Origin of the sequence: Leisingera sp. M527 (assembly GCF_025141525.1) — a bacterium.
Classification (GTDB): domain Bacteria; phylum Pseudomonadota; class Alphaproteobacteria; order Rhodobacterales; family Rhodobacteraceae; genus Leisingera.
In genome coordinates, this window is the sequence record NZ_CP081040.1 from 83,101 (window position 1) to 99,060 (window position 15,960).

Below are 15,960 nucleotides of genomic sequence, written 5' to 3' on the forward strand. Positions count from 1 at the left end.
CTGCAGTTATGCTCCTGGACTATGATCTTCCGAAACATCACGTCAACACGCGAAAAGCGCTTCCGAAGTCCATAAAAGAGACTTTGCTGGAAAGCACGCGGTCTGAATGGAAAAAACACCCCCGTTTTGGCGGCAAGGCTAATTTTTTCATGAACATCCATCGCGATCTTCTGAATGGCTCGGCGAAGATGTCACTGGCAATCGAAGAGCTTTTGGATGTGCCCCAAAGTGAAGTCAAAGGCGCCGTCAAAAGCATGAACCTACTGCCGTTCAGTAGGAACTTGATCGGGTTTGCACACCACCACCACGAAATCGAAGATCACGGCTATTTTCCACAGTTTGCTTTGCTGTATCCTGAACTGGACCGCGGCCTGTCCCTTTTGGACGGTGATCACAAAGTGTTGGATGCTGCGCTGGATGAGACCCAGATTGCACTGGACAACCTCAAAGGCGGGCAGGTCAACCGTGATCACCTGGCAAAGCTCCACGCCGGCGGCAAGGCTCTTGAGAAAATCCTCAATCGTCATATCTGGGATGAGGAAGAAGTAATCATTCCGATATTTTTGCGCCATGGCTGATAGTTGGTGACTGGCGCCGAGGCCGCGTCATGCTAACAAGATCTGCTGGCAGACCCGCCAACACCACTGAGAGTATCGACCCGGCATTGATGATGTGACCGCCCCCCGACGGCATCACTGTGCCAAGGTGGGTCTGCAACGATCCACAAAGGAGAGCGGTCATGTCAGAGATTAACACGGTCGGGCTCGATCTGGCGAAGAATGTGTTTCACGTCCACGGGGCAGATGCAGCGGGGCAGCCTGTTCTGCGCAAGAAGCTGCGGAGGGGTCAGGTGCTGGCCTTCTTCAGCGGGTTGCAGCCTTGTGTTGTCGCGATGGAAGCCTGTGGCGGCGCTCATTTCCGGGGCCGTGAGATCAGCAAGTTGGGTAATCCCCCCGATCTTAAGGGGATGCGGAAGTAGAATTTTCTCGGCAGGATGAACGAGGAGATTCCGATGAAGAAGATACGTTTCACTGAGGCCCAGATCATGGGTATTCTGCGGCAGATGGAGAACAGCGTGCCCGTATCCGAGCTGTGCCGCGAGCACGGTATGAGCAGTGCCACGGTCTACAAGTGGCGGGCCAAGTGGTCTTCCCCCACTGAAGTGGTCCTCCGTTATGTTTAGTAAAACGGAGGAAACGCATGGCCAACAAGCGACCAAAGCCAGAAGAGATTGTCACGAAGTTGCGGCAGGTTGAGATACTGACCGCGCAAGGAATGCCGCGTCTGGATGCGATCCGGCAGATTGGCGTGACTGAACAGACCTATTACCGCTGGAAGAAGAAGTACGGTGGAATGGGCACTGACCAATTGAGGGAACTGAAGCGGCTTCAGAAAGAGAACGAGCGGCTTCGCAAAGCTGTTTCTGATCTGACGCTGGACAAGCTGATCTTGGCGGAAGCCGCGAAGGGAAACTTCTGAGCCCCGCTCGTCGCCGTGCTTGCATTGATCGCGTTTGTGGTGAGTTGAATGTCTCGGAACGCCGCGCGTGCCGCGTTCTGAGACAACACCGATCCACGCAGCGTAGGGTGCCAGTTCGTCGCCTGGATGAAGAACGATTGGTTGCCGACATGATCGTGCTTGCCCGCCAGTATGGCCGCTACGGCTATCGGCGGATCGCAGCGCTGCTGAGAGATGCAGGCTGGCATGTGAATGACAAGCGGGTCGAAAGGCTGTGGCGGCGAGAGGGGCTGAAAGTGCCCATGAAACAACCAAAGAAGGGGCGGCTCTGGCTGAATGACGGATCGTGCGTTCGGCTACGGCCAGAATACCGTGATCATGTTTGGTCTTACGACTTCGTGCATTGCCGGACTGATGACGGAAGGGCGTTCCGCACGCTCAACATCATCGACGAATACAGCCGAGAATGTTTGGCAATCCGCGTGGATCGCAAGCTGAACTCCGGCAACGTCATCGATGCGCTGAGCGACCTGTTCATCCTGCGCGGCGTGCCTTCGTTTATTCGGTCTGACAATGGCCCGGAGTTCGTTGCGCAGGCCGTGCAGGACTGGATCAAAGCGGTCGGTGCAAGGACGGCTTACATTGAACCCGGCTCACCCTGGGAGAACGGATACTGTGAAAGCTTCAACGCCCGGTTCAGGGATGAGTTCTTGAATGGCGAAATCTTCTACAGCCTGCGAGAAGCTCAAATCCTGATCGAAGAATGGAGGAAACACTACAACACGAAACGCCCACATAGTGCTCTGGGCTACCGCCCTCCGGCCCCGGAAACCATCGTCCAGATGGACCAAAGACCGGTCATGCACTAACAATCAAATTGGACCACTCAAGTGGGGCTGATCAAGGCGGTGTCCAGACATTGGATTCAGTTCTTGTGAACCCAGCCGCTCTTGCGCGCGGGCTGGCGCAAACATTGCCCGGTGAAACTGTGACGGTATTCGAAAACACACCGGTTCTGAGAGCAGATTTTGGACAACAGGTCACTCTCAACACCGTCAGCGGACGCGTAATTGCGGACAATATCATACTGGCGACCAATGTCTTCACCAGCAGTTTTGGTTTCCTGAAGTCGCGGTTGTTGCCATTCTTTCTGACGGCTTCGCTGACCCGTCCGCTTTCCGACGACGAATTCAGCTTGATTGGGCGGGCCAAAGACTGGGGGCTCATTTCCGGCCATCGCATGGGCGCGACGGTTCGGTTGACGGATGACCGAAGGATATTCATTCGCAACACAGCGGATTGCCGTTTTACACCGCACCAGAAAGCCGGCGAACTCGACCATTTCCGCAGGATACATGAAGACGGAATAGCGCGCAGATTTCCGATGCTGCCAGGTCTCAAGATTGAGCACACCTGGGGTGGTTTTGTCTGTATGACACGAAACCGAACGACAGCGTTCGGTCAATTGTCCCGAAACGTTTTCACGTCAACGGCTTACAATGGAAGCGGTGTCAGCAAGGCATCCCTGTTCGGCAAATTGCTTGCAGATAAGATCGCAGGAGCTGGGTCAAGTGAACTGACTGCGGCAGAGGAGATGGCACCACCCAAATGGATGCCACCCAGACCGATCCTGGACTTGGGAGTTCAAGCGGCCGTGTTATCAACCAGGCGGCATTTGGGAAAAGATGGCTAGCAACTGTATTCCTCAAATGGGTTGAGATGCACATTTCTGTTGGACTTTGTAGAGTGTATTGACAATTGTCACAAGCTTGCGGACGACGGTAGTAATGATGACTTTGTGCAGTTTTCCTGCCTTCCGCAGCCGGTCTGAGAAGGGTTTGAGGACCGGATTGCGATGCGCCACGACGAGTGCAGCTTGGAATATCACGAGCCGCAGCATTCACGAGAGTGTCCGATCTTCTTCTGTGGTTGCCGCCCGTCATGCAAGTGATCAGCCCCACCTGAGTGGTCCGGTTTGATTGTTAGTGATGGCGTGGATGCCCCCGCCTAACGGCATCGCAGTGTGCCAAGGTGATGTTCTGCAGAGTGAAGAGCGAAGACCATCAGGCGCGTGCGATGCTCTTCCGGACACGGCAAATGCTGGTTGGCCAGCGCACGCAGGTTATCAATGCATTGCGCGGGCACCTGGCCGAATTCGGTGTGATCGCGCCAATGGGGCGTGTGCATCTCAAGGCTCTGGCTGAAGCGCTGGCCTGCGATGACGTCGGCATGCCAGAAATGGTACGTGAATTGGGGCATCAATATCTCGAACAGGTGGCCACTCTGGACACCCATATTGCCAGGCTCGAGGAAAAAACGCGGGCAGCTTCGAAGTCATCGAAGACATTGAGGCGTCTGCAGACCGCACCAGGTGTTGGGCCGGTAACGGCGCTGGCGATTGAGGCCTTCGCTCCTGACATGTCAGGCTTTAGATGCGGGCGTGACTTCTCCGCGTGGGTTGGCCTCGTGCCGCGGCATCATTCCTCTGGCGGCAAATCACGGCTGGGGCGAACATCAAAGATGGGTCAGCGCGACATTCGGAAGCTATTGATTATTGGGGCAATGGCGGTGGTTCGCGCGGCCTTGCGGCACGGCGCGGCAAAGGATTCTTGGCTTGCTGGAATGCTGGAGCGCAAACCTCGAATGCTGGTTGCTATTGCTCTGGCCAACAAGATGGCCCGGTCAATTTGGGCAATGTTTACGAAAGATGAAGATTACCGGAATCCGGCCGTGGCAGCATAAACAGCGTAAACAGCTAACCTGTGCTGAAGCTGACCGAAGGGGCGGAGGTTGGTCGATCTCGCGCGGGCCGATGGGAAGTGGAGTATTCCGCAAAACCCGAGCCATACATTGAAGACGACCAGCACCGAAAACCATGATGAGGCACAACACGCGTGACCTCGGAGAGAACCATGACCCTGGACGGACGGCTCGCTTTCCCGATTGACAATGCCGCAATCAGAGAACTGGTGCCGATTATCTCACAACATACACAGAACACTTTGCGTGGCTTGCAACATATCCCGCGTTGGATGCGAAGAAATGCTCCATGAACCCGGGGATGTGGGACGCCATAACGATCACATCGGCCCCCATGCCGCTGGCAGCATTGATGAGCACCTCCCCAAGGTCAGCTGCCACGTCAACGTCGACCAGTGATTTGGAGCCAACCGAAATTCCAATCCGGTCCGCAATCTCGTTTGAAAATGCCGCTAGCTTCTCTTCGAATTCCTTGGGGTTGTGCGCGGCTTCCGACGGACCTGACCCGGTGACGCCAACCAGAGTGAGCTTCGCGCTGTGTACCTTTGCCAGATTCGCCGCTTCAGACACCGCAGCCTTGAGAGCATCTTTGTGTGCAAGGTCTACAGGCACCAGTATAGACTCTACCATTTTGGCCTCCATTTTTGGATATGGCATCATGACCGTTCCTGAGGGAAACGGCATTGATCTGCCGCAACGGCCCATAAGCGGCGCTCAGTAAGAAGTGCTGGTATGGGACTCAGCCCCGACGCATTCTTCAGCGAGCACAGGCTGGCCGTTTGAGTCAGTTACTGCAGTTGCTGCTCAACCTGGGAATCGCTAACACATGCGCTGGCCGGTAGAGCATGGGTCTTGCCTGCGGGCGCGGTCAGGTCCGCGAGGAAAAGCCCGATCATCTCCTTTGAAGGTCAGGGGGCCAGTTTTCCGAAGCCCGCACTGCTGTGTAAAACGCACCCTGTCATTTGAATGTACTTTCAAAGCTCTTTTAACGTCGTCTTAGACTTCAATAGAGTCATCACCAAAAAGACTGGTTCTGGCGCTATGATCCTGATCAACCCGCAGGGGGTTCCGGCGTGGCACACTGGTGCAGCAATAGTTCGGGGAAGCTGCGGCATGAAGTACAGGGACTATTACAAGATCCTCGGCATCGGGCCATCGGCGGATGCAGATGAAATCAAGCGGGCCTACCGCAAGCTTGCCCGGAAGTACCACCCGGACATCAATGCCACGGAAGAGGCCGAGGCGAAATTCAAGGATGTGAACGAAGCTTATGAGGTGTTGAAAGATCCGGAACGTCGCGCTGCCTATGACCAGCTGGGCAAGCCGGAGACCGGAGTACAGGACGGGTTCCGTCCGCCGCCGGACTGGGAAGGCGGTTTCGGGTTCAGCGGCGGCAGTCCTGAGGATGCCGAAGCTTTCAGCGACTTCTTTGAAACCCTGTTCCGGCGCCAAAGGCAGCCCTTTGGCGCGGAGGCGGGCATCCGGGGCGCTGACCAGCACGCGCGCCTGCAGTTGGAAATCGCGGATGCCTACCGCGGTGCCACCCGTGTCCTGACCTTCAGAGTGCCGCATGTGGCAGCGGATGGCTCCACGCAGCTGCAGGAGCGTAGCATCACTGTGCAGGTTCCTATGGGGATCACTGAGGGGCAGCACATCCGGCTGGCGGGTCAGGGACTGACGCGCCCTGAAGGCGGCGCGGCGGGTGATCTGTTTCTGGAAGTCAGCTTTGCGCCCCATCCTGTCTACCGGTCGGATGGCCGTGATCTGTATCTCGATCTGCCAGTGACCCCCTGGGAAGCGGCCTTGGGCGGCAAGGTGATGATGCCGACACCGGATGGCAAGGTTGCCCTGACCATTCCCGCCAATGCCCGCAGCGGCCAGAAGCTGCGGCTCAAGGGCAAAGGGCTGCCGGGAACCCCCGCCGGAGATATCTTCGCAACGCTCAGGATCGTGAACCCTAAGGTGACGACGGAGGAGGCGCGCCGGGTCTTTGAGCAGATGGCCCGGGAGGTGCCGTTCAACCCGCGTGCCGGGATCGGAGGATAGACGCATGAAACCTGCAAAGGCAAAAAGTACAGTTGTCGTTAGCCTGACCCTGGATGAGCTGTGCCGGTTCTGCCAGGCTGACAGAAACTGGGTCATCGAGCTGGTCGAACATGGGGTTCTGGAACCCGACGGGGGAGCTATCCAGAACTGGCAGTTTCACAGCGTGAGCATCGCCCGTGCCAAGAAGGCACGGCGCCTGAACCGGGATTTGGGAGTTAATGCCGCCGGGATTGCGCTGGTGCTGGACTTGCTGGCGGAACGGGACGAGATGCGGCGGCGGCTGGCGTCGTTCGAAGACGTCTAGCGGATGTGCTGGAACGCGGAAGCCTCTGCGGCAATGGCGGTTGCCGGAGCCGCGGCAACGATACTCTGCCGGCGGCAGGGCCGGCCACTGGCGGTGTGGGGAGTGCTTGGCTATTTCACGGTCATGGAGGCCCTGCAGTTGGCCGGATACCTGACCGCCGATGACTGCAGTGCAACGGTGAACAAGGGCGTCACGCTGCTGTCTTATCTGCACATCGCCTTTCAGCCCGTCCTGATCAACGCCTTTGCGCTGGAGCTGGTGCCGGCCGCCGTTAGGGCGCGCTGCAGGCCGTGGGTGCTGGGCCTTAGCTTCGGGGCGGCGGGGGTGATGCTCCTGCAGCTTCTGCCCGTGCCGGCATTGGGACGCTGTGCGGCCGGAGCGCCGTTGTGCGCCGAGGTACTGTGTACCGTATCGGGGACTTGGCACATTGCCTGGAATGTGCCCTACAACGGCCTGCTGGTGCCGCTGGACACTGCGCTTGGGGTGCAGTCCGGCTTTCCGGCCTATATGGCGGCGGTGTTCTTGCTGCCGCTGGCCTATGGGGCGTGGCGGTTTGTGCTGATGCATCTCTTCGCCGGGCCGGTGCTGGCCTGGACGCTGACCAGCAACCCGAACGAGATGCCTGCTGTCTGGTGCCTTTTTTCAATCGTGGTTCTGTGTATCGGCCTTAGCCCTTGGATGCGCAAAGCCTTCACCGCCAGAAGCTGGTGGGGGCTGCGGGTTTAGCGGCGGCGGGCAATCCTGCCGGGGTGATCAGGATCAACCCGTTGGGATCCGTTGCGGGGTAATCTGAAACACAGGAGTCGCAAGATGCGTGCCATGGTGTTCCATAAAGCAGGTGAGCCGCTCCGGCTGGAGGATGTTTCCCGGCCGAAGCCGGGGCCTAAGGAGGTGCTGATCCGGGTCGAGGCCTGCGGCGTGTGCCGCACCGATCTTCACATCGCTGATGACGACCTGACCGAAGCTGCTGTGCCGCTGATCCCCGGGCATGAAATTGTCGGGCGCATTGAGGCATCAGGCAGCCGGGCCGAGGGGTTCGGCACTGGCCAGCGGGTTGGCGTGCCCTGGCTGGGAAGCACCTGCCGCCAGTGCCGTTATTGCCGCGAGGGGCGGGAGAACCTGTGCGATGCGCCGGTCTTTACCGGCTATACCCGCAACGGCGGGTTTGCCGAGTTCTGCGTTGCCGATGCGCGCTATGTGTTCCGGCTGGATGAGGAGGCCAGCCCGGTACAGCTGGCACCGCTTCTGTGCGCCGGGCTGATCGGCTACCGCAGCTACCGGATGGCCGGCGAGGGCGGCAATATCGGCCTGTATGGTTTCGGGGCGGCGGCGCATATCCTGACCCAGCTGGCAGTCTGGCAGGGTCGCAAGGTTTTTGCGCTGACGCGGCCCGGTGACACGGACGCGCAGGAGTTTGCCCGCAGCCTCGGCGCTGCTTGGGCAGGCGGCTCTGATGAGCGGCCGCCGGAAGAGCTGGATGCCGCTATCCTGTTTGCATCGGTTGGCAGCCTGGTGCCTGCGGCCCTGAAGGCCGTGCGCAAGGGAGGCAGGGTGGTTTGCGGTGGTATTCACATGAGTGATATTCCGGGTTTTCCCTATGCGGACCTGTGGGGCGAGCGGCATATCCTGTCGGTGGCCAATCTGACCCGGCAGGATGGTGACGAGTTTCTGTCCCTGGCGGTGGAGGCCGGTCTTTCCACCCGGACCCGCAGCTATGCGCTGGAAGAGGCCAATCAGGCGCTTGCGGATATGCGGCAGGGGCATTTGCAGGGCGCCGCGGTGCTGGTGCCCTGATAGTGCGAGGTGAAAATGGCAAAAACGCAAAAGCTTAATGAGTTGAAGGCGGCGCAACTGCAGCCTGTTCTGCCGTCCGGAGGCTTGGATTTCGCGCTGACGGACGAACTGGACGGCGATCCCGGCTGGCTGGGGCAGGAGCGGGCGGCGGATACGATCCGGATGGGTGCCCTGACCGGCTATGAGGATTTCAATGTCTTTGTCCTGGGCCAGCCCGGCAGCGGCCGCCGTGCGCTTGCCCAGTCCATTTTGGCCGGGATCGCCAAGGACCGGCCGGTGGCCTGCGACTGGGTCTATGTCAACAACTTCGAAGTGTCGCACAAACCGTTGGCGATCCGGCTGCCTGCCGGGTCCGCCTGCCGCCTGCGCAAGATGATGGAAACGCTGGTGGACGACCTGGCCAATCAGATCCCAGCGCTGTTTGAGTCGGAGGATTACCAGACCCGGCGCCGCACCATCGAGGAGGATTTCTCTGCCGCGCATGAAAGCGAGATAGCGGAGGTTTTTGACGATGCCCGCACGGCGGGCGTTGCGATCATGCGCACGCCGGTCGGCTTCAGTTTTGCGGGTCTGCGCGGTGACAAGGTGCTGACCCAGGAGCAGTTCGACGCGCTAGGCGAGGAAGAGCGTGCAGAGCTGGAAGCGGTGATCGACCGCATACAGCAGCGGATGTCAGAGGTGCTGCAAGCGGTGCCGAAGCGTGAAAAGGAGCACCGGCGGCAGGTGGAGCAGCTGCATTACGAGCTGGCCTCCCGCGGGGTGGACGAGGCGATCCGCGAGGTGCAGGAGGGGTTTGCCGGCGAGGCGGCGGTGATGCGCTACCTGGAGGCGGTGCGCCGCGATCTGATCGAGAATGCCGAGCTGTTCCTGATCGGGGAGGGCGAAGAGGAGGCCGGTCCGTTCCCGGTGCCCACAAGCAAGCATTTCGAGCTGTCGCAGTTCCAGCGCTACAGGGTCAACGTGATGGTTGCGAACGGCAGCAGCAGCGCAGGCGCGCCGGTGGTCAAGGAGGAGCTGCCGACGATGGCCAATCTAATCGGGCGGATCGAATATGCGTCGGAGATGGGAACGCTGATCACCAATTTCACGATGATCAAGCCGGGCGCCCTGCACCGGGCCAATGGCGGTTATCTGGTGCTGGACGTGCGCCAGGTGCTGAGCGAGCCGCTGGCTTGGGACGCGCTGAAGCGCTGCCTGCGGACGGGGGAGATCCCGATCTATTCGCCGGGCGAGCGGCTGAGCCTGATCTCCACGGTGTCGCTGGAGCCGGATCCGGTGCCCTTGAGCGTGCGGGTGGTGCTGATCGGCGAGCGGCTGCATTACTACGAGCGGCTGCATTACTATTTGCTGTCGGCGCTGGACCCGGATTTCCTGCAGCTGTTCAAGCTGGAGGCGGATTTCGACGATGATCTGCGGCTGCAGGAGGGGGCTCCGGCGGGCGGCTATGCGAAGATGATCGCCGGGCTGGCGCGGCGTGCAGGCGCCCGGGCGATGGATCGGGCAGCGGTGGAGCGGATGCTGCTGGAGAGCCTGCGGATGGCGGGTGATGCGGAGCGGCTGACCCTGAACTTCAGCCGCTTGTCCGACTTGCTGCGCGAGGCGGAGTTCTGGGCGGACAGCGGCAGCAGCGCCCATATCGGCGCGGCGCATATCGAGACCGCGGTGGCGGAGAAGGAACGCCGGGCCGGGCGGGTGCGCGAGCTGGGGCTGGAAACGATCCAGCAGGGCACCGTGCTGATCGATACCGACGGCGCGCGCATTGGCCAGATCAACGCCCTGACGGTGCTGCAGATCGGCGATTACAGCTTTGGCAGACCGTCGCGGCTGACGGCGCGCACCCGGTCCGGCACCGGCAAGCTGGTCGATATCGAACGCGAGGCCGAGCTGGGCGGGCCGATCCATTCCAAGGGAATACTGATCCTGCAGGGGTACCTCGCGGCCACCTATGCCACCAGCGCTCCGCTGTCCTTGTGGGCCAGCCTGGTGTTCGAGCAGAGCTATGGCGAGGTGGAGGGCGACAGCGCCTCGGCGGCGGAGCTGATTGCGCTGGTGTCGTCGCTGGCGGAGGTGCCCTTGGACCAGTCCTTTGCGATCACCGGGTCGGTGAACCAGTTCGGCGATATCCAGGCGATCGGCGGGGTGAACCAGAAGATCGAGGGTTTCTTTGATGTGTGTGCGGACCGCGGGCTGACAGGCCGCCAAGGGGTGCTGATACCGGCGGCCAATGTGCGCCACCTTAACCTGCGCCAGCGTGTTGTGGATGCGGTGGCACAGGAGCGGTTTCACATCTGCCCGATGAGTTCTGTCAGCGATGGAATTGCAGTGCTGACCGGGCTGGAAGCCGGGGTGCGCGGCCCGGACGGGGCCTTTGCGGAGGGCAGCCTGAATCGGCTGGTGGAGGACCGGCTGCAAAGCTTTGCCGAGATCCGCAAGTCTTTTGCAAAGGAGGCCAGCGGCAATGCAACGTGATGCGGGCAGGGCAGGGAAGGCGGGGCGCGCCAGGGTTATTCTGGGCGCCAGCTGCTATACGGACGCGGAGGCGGCACTGGTGCTGGCGATGGAGCTGGCACGGCAGCTGGGGGCGGAGCTGCAGGGGGTATTTGTCCGCGAAACCGCGGTTCTGGCGGCGGGTTATGCGCATTCGCGGGCGGTGTCCTATTCGGGGCAGCGGGAAACCGGGCTGACCGGGGCGGCCCTGGCCAAGGCGTTTCAGGCGGATGCGCGGCGGTTCCGGGGGCTGCTGTCCGCCCGCGCTGCTGCGGCGGCGCTGGAAAGCTCGTTCCGGGAGGCGGAGGGCCATGTGCAGGAGGAACTGCGCAGGGTCTCGCAGGCGGGGGACATCCTGATCTTCGGATTCAAGCCGATCCTGCGGGCGGCGGGCCGCATTGCGGTGATCCTGGCGGCAGGGCAGGGTGTGCCGGACTATACGCAGCGGCTGGCGCGCAAGGCGGGCAAGCCGCTGGTGGCGCTGGTTGCCTGCCCCGCCGGAGCGGAGCCGGTGCCCGCTCCGGCAGGGCAGGAGGACAGCGGCTTGGAGACCCGGTTCTGTGCGCAGCCGGAGGCGCTGCTGCGGCAGCTGGAGCACATGAACCCGGCGGCGGTCATCGTTGCGGCGCCGCTTGCGGATCTGCCGCCCGCCACCCGCATCCAGGACGCAGCCCGCTGCCCGCTGATCCTTCAGACCGGCGGCTGAGGCGGCGCGCAGGCGGGCAGGGGCGTTGCCTCGGGAGCACGCTCAAAACGCCTGGAGGATTGACCCGCATCATTTCATCCTGCCGCGGCGGGACTAGACTGAAGGCGTCATATCAAGCGGGGAGGCCGAGGCATGCAAACAAATACGGTGCCCGAAATGGACATGTCCTGCAACACAACCGGCTGCTGCCCCAAGTTTAACCCGGCAGGGTGGGATGGCCGCAATCTGCATTTCGAGAAGAAGCTCTTTGTCCGGGTCAAGACCCGCAGCCTGCTGCATATTCCGTTGAACATGGGGACAGTCTTTGCGCGGACGCAGAGGCAAATCAAAGACGCCGGTGCGCAGGACCCCAAAGGGTTTCTGGTTCTGAGCCGGGAATTGTCCCACGCGGAAGCGGAGCATTTCCTTGCGGTGACCCGCCGGGTGCCCGGTGAAGAAATGAAGGAGATTTCCGGCGACTTCATCACCCGGGTGTTCGAAGGCTCTTACCGTAGGGCCAAGGACTGGATGCATGACATGGAGGTTGCTGCCGAAGCCAGCGGCAAGACCGCGGGGCGCATTTTTATGTTCTATACGACCTGTCCGAAATGTGCCCGGGCGTACGGCAAGAACTATGTCATCGGAGTTGCCGAAGTCAGTTAACGATTCACTCTGCAGGAGGTGGCTATGCAAGACCCGGAACTGGAAATCCTCATTGACCGGCTGGAAAATGAGGCGGATCTCACCCTGGCGGAATTCGGCGGTGTGCTGCATGCGCTGGCCTATTTGCTGCCAGGAGCTGCGCCGGATGATGAACAAGCGGCGCAGCACATTGGCACCGCGGATGGGGCCATGCATGTGGCCGACGCGGCTTTCCCGGACTGGGATGTGCATATCCGGGGCCGGGCCTATGGCAAGCATGGCCGCTGGCATTGCACCCTGCGAGAGAACGACAATCTCGACAATGACGCGGCGATCGGCCTGGGAAAGTCGCCGGTTTTGGGGCAGGCGATCCTGGCGGCGGTTTTGCGGCTGGCGATGATCCTGAAAAAGGACTGAACAGATGCGGCTTGGAGAGGCCGCGGGGAAGGAAGGCTGATGTCCTGGATTTTGACAATCACACTGAACCCCGCTGTCGATCTGGCGACGTCGATCGACCGGGTGGTGGCAGGCCCCAAGCTCTATTGCAAGGCGCCGCGGGTGGATCCCGGCGGCGGCGGGGTGAACGCGGCCCGGGCGATCCGCAAGCTGGGCGGCGAGGTCTCGGCGCTGGTGGCAGTTGGCGGCGCCATGGGCGAGCAATTGCTGCAGCTGCTGGTGGTGGAAGACGTGCTGGCGGTGGCGGTTCATGTGCCCGGCGAAACCCGGCAAAGTTTTGCCGTGACGGATAAAACCACCGGCGAGCAGTTCCGCTTCAGCGTTCCGGGCGAGACTATGACGGCGGACGATGGTGCCCGGCTGCTGAGCGCGATTGCGCAGGCGGCGCCGCGGGACGGCTATGTGGTGCTGAGCGGCGGTGTGACGCCGGGGCTGGCCGATGATTTCCCGCATCAGGTGCTGGCGGCGATTGCACCGCGGACGGACAAGCTGGTGGTCGATACCTCCAAGGCGGCGCTGGCGCATTTGCTGGCGGCGCCCGGCCAGCCAGTGCATGTGCTGCGGCTGGACCAGCGGGAGGCGGAGCAGGCGGCGGGGCACGCGCTGGCCACGGTCGCGGACAGCTTGGGGTTTGCCCAGAACCTGATTGCCCGCGGCGTGGGGGATATCGTGGTGGGCGGCCGCGGTGCAGAGGGGTCGGTTCTGGCCACAAGGGAGCAGCGGTTTTTCTGCCGTGCGCCTTATGTTGAAGTGCAGAGCAAGATTGGCGCTGGGGATGCCTTTACCGGCGCGCTGACGCTGGCGCTGTCCCGCGGCGAGGCGCTGGATCAGGCACTGCGCTGGGGTGTTGCTGCGGCCTGCGCCACGGTGGGCAGCGAGGGCACCGCGCTGTTTGAAAGCGGTCAGGTTGAGGCGCTGCTGCCGCATTGCGAAGTTGAGGGGCTCTAGCCTGCTTCGACCTTGGCGGCGTTGCGCAGGACCTGCACGAAGCTGTCGGGAGTGACCGAGATGCTGTCGATGCCGAACTCCACCAGGCGGCGGGCATAGTCCGGGTTATTGCTGGGCGCCTGGCCGCAGAAGCCGACCTTGGAGCCGACCTTGTGCGCCTCGCGGATGACTGTTTCGATCATCCACAGCACCGCCGGGTCATCCTCGCGGAACAGCTCCGCCAATGCATCGGAGTCGCGGTCGATGCCCAGGGTCAGCTGGGTGAGGTCGTTGGAGCCGATGGAAAAGCCGTCGAAGCGTTCAGCAAATTCCGCCGCGCGCAGGACGTTGGAGGGAATTTCGCACATGACGTAGACCTCTAGCCCGTCCTGGCCGCGTTTCAGGCCGTGCTCTGCCATCACCGACAGAACCTTGTGGGCCTCCCCGGGGGTTCGGCAGAAGGGGATCATCACGATCACGTTCTTGAACCCCATCTGGCCGCGCAGCCGGGCAATCGCCTGGCATTCCAGCGCAAAGCCGTCGCGGTATTCCTCAGAGTAGTAGCGGGAGGCGCCTCGGAAGCCGATCATCGGGTTTTCCTCGGCTGGCTCAAAGTCTTGCCCGCCGAGGAGGTCGGCGTATTCGTTGGTCTTGAAATCGCTCATCCGGATGATCACCGGCTTGGGGTGGCAGAAGGCGGCGATCCGAGACAGGCCGCGGGCGAGGCGTTCGGTGAAGTACTCGGTTCTGGGGGCATAGCCTGCGGTCAGCGCCTCGATGACGGCGCGGGTTTCCGGGTCGGTCACCTGATCGAAGCGGGCCAGCGCCATTGGGTGCACGCGGACCGTGTTGCTGATCACGAACTCCATCCGCGCCAGCCCGACGCCGTCCACCGGCAGCCGCCACCAGCGCAGCGCGGCGCCGGGGTTGGCGAGGTTGAGCATGATCTGGGTCTTGGGGCGGGGCAGGTCTGCGAGCGTCTCCTCGGTGACGGCGATTTGCGACAAGCCTTCTGTCACGACGCCCTGTTCGCCGCCGGCGCAGGAGACGGTGACATCCTGCTGATCGTGCAGAAGCTCGGTGGCGTTGCCGCAGCCGACGATGGCGGGCAGACCCAGCTCGCGGCTGATGATGGCTGCGTGCGAGGTGCGGCCGCCGTGATCGGTCACAATGGCGGCGGCCCGTTTCATGATGGGCACCCAGTCCGGGTCGGTGGTGCCGGTGACCAGCACCGAGCCGTCTTTGAACCGGGTGATGTCAGCGGCGCTTTCGATGATCGACACGCGGCCTGCGACAGCGCCGCTGCCGACGCTGAGCCCGGTCAGCAGAACCGGCCCCGGATCCGTTACCGAATACGAGCGCAGGGTGCCGATGGCCGCACGCGACTGCACGGTTTCGGGGCGGGCCTGCACGATATAGATTCTGCCGCCGTCGCCGTCGCGTGCCCATTCCATGTCCATTGGGCAGCCATAGTGGTCCTCGATCACCTTGGCCTGGCGGGCCAGCAGCAGGATGTCCGCATCGCTGAGCACGAATTGTGCCCGTTCGGCTTTGGAGGCGGGCACGTTACGGGGGCTGCCGTCGCGGTCCTGGATCATCTTGACGGCCTTGGCCCCCAGCCGCTTTTCCAGAATCGGGATCAGGCCGGGAGTATCCAGAAACGGCTTGAAGACCTGGTATTCGTCCGGGTCCACGGCGCCTTGGACCACGTTTTCGCCCAAGCCCCAGGCGGCGTTGATCAGGACGGCATCGGGAAATCCGGATTCGGTGTCGATCGAGAACATCACGCCGGCACCGCCGGTGTCAGCGCGCACCATCTGCTGGACCCCGACCGACAGCGCCACCTTCATGTGATCGAAACCGTGGATCCGGCGATAAGAGATCGCCCGGTCGGTGAACAGCGAGGCATAGCATTTACGGCAGGCCTCCAGCAGCGCCTGCTCGCCGCTGACGTTCAGATAGGTCTCCTGCTGGCCCGCGAAACTGGCCTCCGGCAGGTCCTCGGCGGTGGCGCTGGAGCGCACCGCCACGGCCACATCCGGCTGTCCTGCCGTCTTGCTGAGGCTGCGGTAATGGGCAAGAATCGCCTGTGCGGTCTTTGCAGGCCAATCGCCTGACAGGATCATGGAGCGGATCGCCTTGCCCGCCTGTTGCAGCCTGGTGCGGCCTTCGGCCAGGGCTTGCAGCTCCTGGTGAATCCGTGCTTCGAGCTTATTGGCGGCGAGGTAGTCGCGGTAGGCGCCTGCGGTGGTGGCAAATCCCGGCGGCACGTGGATGCCCTTGGCGCCAAGCGCCTGGATCATCTCTCCCAGAGAGGCGTTTTTTCCACCGACCAGGCCCGCATCCATGGCGACGATCCAGTCGAAACTTTGCGCCTCCTCCATATAAGCGGTGGAAACCA

Annotated in this window: 15 protein-coding genes and 2 pseudogenes; 15 read left to right on the forward strand and 2 right to left on the reverse strand. The window is 61.8% G+C overall.

Going from position 1 to position 15,960, the window contains the following annotated elements:
• Window positions 1–8 precede the first annotated feature (8 nt).
• From K3555_RS22775 to K3555_RS22800, 6 genes and pseudogenes are all read left to right on the forward strand, one after another.
• The gene (locus tag K3555_RS22775) at window positions 9–578 is read left to right on the forward strand and encodes a hemerythrin domain-containing protein (RefSeq protein ID WP_260008870.1); all 570 of its coding nucleotides are present in this window, start codon (window positions 9–11) and stop codon (window positions 576–578) included.
• 161 nt (window positions 579–739) lie between these two features.
• Window positions 740–949, forward strand: a pseudogene (locus tag K3555_RS22780) (IS110 family transposase); the annotation flags it as partial.
• A gap of 63 nt (window positions 950–1,012) precedes the next feature.
• A pseudogene (locus K3555_RS22785) lies at window positions 1,013–1,147 on the forward strand (transposase); the annotation flags it as partial.
• A 53-nt stretch (window positions 1,148–1,200) separates the two neighbouring features.
• Window positions 1,201–2,327, forward strand: a protein-coding gene (locus K3555_RS22790; protein WP_260008871.1) for an IS3 family transposase whose coding sequence is annotated in 2 segments (ribosomal slippage) — window positions 1,201–1,465 and window positions 1,465–2,327 — 1,128 coding nt in all. Because the reading frame shifts where the segments join, the coding sequence is not laid out codon by codon here.
• Between the two features lie 50 nt (window positions 2,328–2,377).
• Complete coding sequence (locus tag K3555_RS22795) at window positions 2,378–3,151, forward strand: FAD-binding oxidoreductase (protein ID WP_260008872.1); 774 nt, start codon at window positions 2,378–2,380, stop codon at window positions 3,149–3,151.
• Between the two features lie 353 nt (window positions 3,152–3,504).
• Window positions 3,505–4,200, forward strand: coding sequence for an IS110 family transposase (locus K3555_RS22800; protein WP_260008874.1), 696 nt, complete (start codon window positions 3,505–3,507; stop codon window positions 4,198–4,200).
• Window positions 4,201–4,434: 234 nt separating this feature from the next.
• On the opposite strand, the gene K3555_RS22805 is transcribed toward K3555_RS22800, so the two are convergent.
• Window positions 4,435–4,878 (reverse strand): universal stress protein, encoded by a 444-nt coding sequence (locus K3555_RS22805; protein WP_260008875.1) that lies wholly within the window; start codon window positions 4,876–4,878, stop codon window positions 4,435–4,437.
• Between the two features lie 453 nt (window positions 4,879–5,331).
• Between K3555_RS22805 and K3555_RS22810 the strand changes: the two genes are divergently transcribed.
• The 9 genes from K3555_RS22810 to K3555_RS22850 all read left to right on the forward strand — a co-directional run bounded on the left by K3555_RS22810 (window position 5,332) and on the right by K3555_RS22850 (window position 13,580).
• Entirely contained in the window at window positions 5,332–6,264 is a 933-nt protein-coding gene (locus tag K3555_RS22810) for a DnaJ C-terminal domain-containing protein (RefSeq protein ID WP_260008876.1), read from the forward strand.
• Window positions 6,265–6,268: 4 nt separating this feature from the next.
• Window positions 6,269–6,568, forward strand: coding sequence for a chaperone modulator CbpM (locus K3555_RS22815; RefSeq protein WP_260008877.1), 300 nt, complete (start codon window positions 6,269–6,271; stop codon window positions 6,566–6,568).
• 3 nt (window positions 6,569–6,571) lie between these two features.
• The gene (locus tag K3555_RS22820; RefSeq protein WP_260008879.1) at window positions 6,572–7,294 is read left to right on the forward strand and encodes a DUF5765 domain-containing protein; all 723 of its coding nucleotides are present in this window, start codon (window positions 6,572–6,574) and stop codon (window positions 7,292–7,294) included.
• Window positions 7,295–7,378: 84 nt separating this feature from the next.
• On the forward strand, window positions 7,379–8,362 hold the full coding sequence (locus tag K3555_RS22825) for a zinc-dependent alcohol dehydrogenase family protein (protein WP_260008880.1): 984 nt from the start codon (window positions 7,379–7,381) through the stop codon (window positions 8,360–8,362).
• Window positions 8,363–8,377: 15 nt separating this feature from the next.
• Window positions 8,378–10,831, forward strand: coding sequence for a Lon protease family protein (locus K3555_RS22830; protein ID WP_260008881.1), 2,454 nt, complete (start codon window positions 8,378–8,380; stop codon window positions 10,829–10,831).
• Window positions 10,821–11,555, forward strand: coding sequence for a hypothetical protein (locus tag K3555_RS22835; protein WP_260008882.1), 735 nt, complete (start codon window positions 10,821–10,823; stop codon window positions 11,553–11,555). Before K3555_RS22830 ends, K3555_RS22835 begins: the two co-directional genes overlap by 11 nt.
• 132 nt (window positions 11,556–11,687) lie before the next feature.
• On the forward strand, window positions 11,688–12,197 hold the full coding sequence (locus K3555_RS22840; RefSeq protein WP_260008883.1) for a hydrolase: 510 nt from the start codon (window positions 11,688–11,690) through the stop codon (window positions 12,195–12,197).
• 24 nt (window positions 12,198–12,221) lie between these two features.
• The gene (locus K3555_RS22845) at window positions 12,222–12,593 is read left to right on the forward strand and encodes a hypothetical protein (protein ID WP_260008884.1); all 372 of its coding nucleotides are present in this window, start codon (window positions 12,222–12,224) and stop codon (window positions 12,591–12,593) included.
• A 39-nt stretch (window positions 12,594–12,632) separates the two neighbouring features.
• Window positions 12,633–13,580, forward strand: coding sequence for a 1-phosphofructokinase family hexose kinase (locus K3555_RS22850; protein ID WP_260008885.1), 948 nt, complete (start codon window positions 12,633–12,635; stop codon window positions 13,578–13,580).
• On the opposite strand, the gene ppsA is transcribed toward K3555_RS22850, so the two are convergent.
• Window positions 13,577–15,943, reverse strand: a complete 2,367-nt coding sequence (gene ppsA / locus K3555_RS22855; protein ID WP_311200059.1) for a phosphoenolpyruvate synthase — start codon at window positions 15,941–15,943, stop codon at window positions 13,577–13,579. The two genes, K3555_RS22850 and ppsA, sit on opposite strands and share 4 nt — an antisense overlap.
• Window positions 15,944–15,960: the final 17 nt, after the last annotated feature.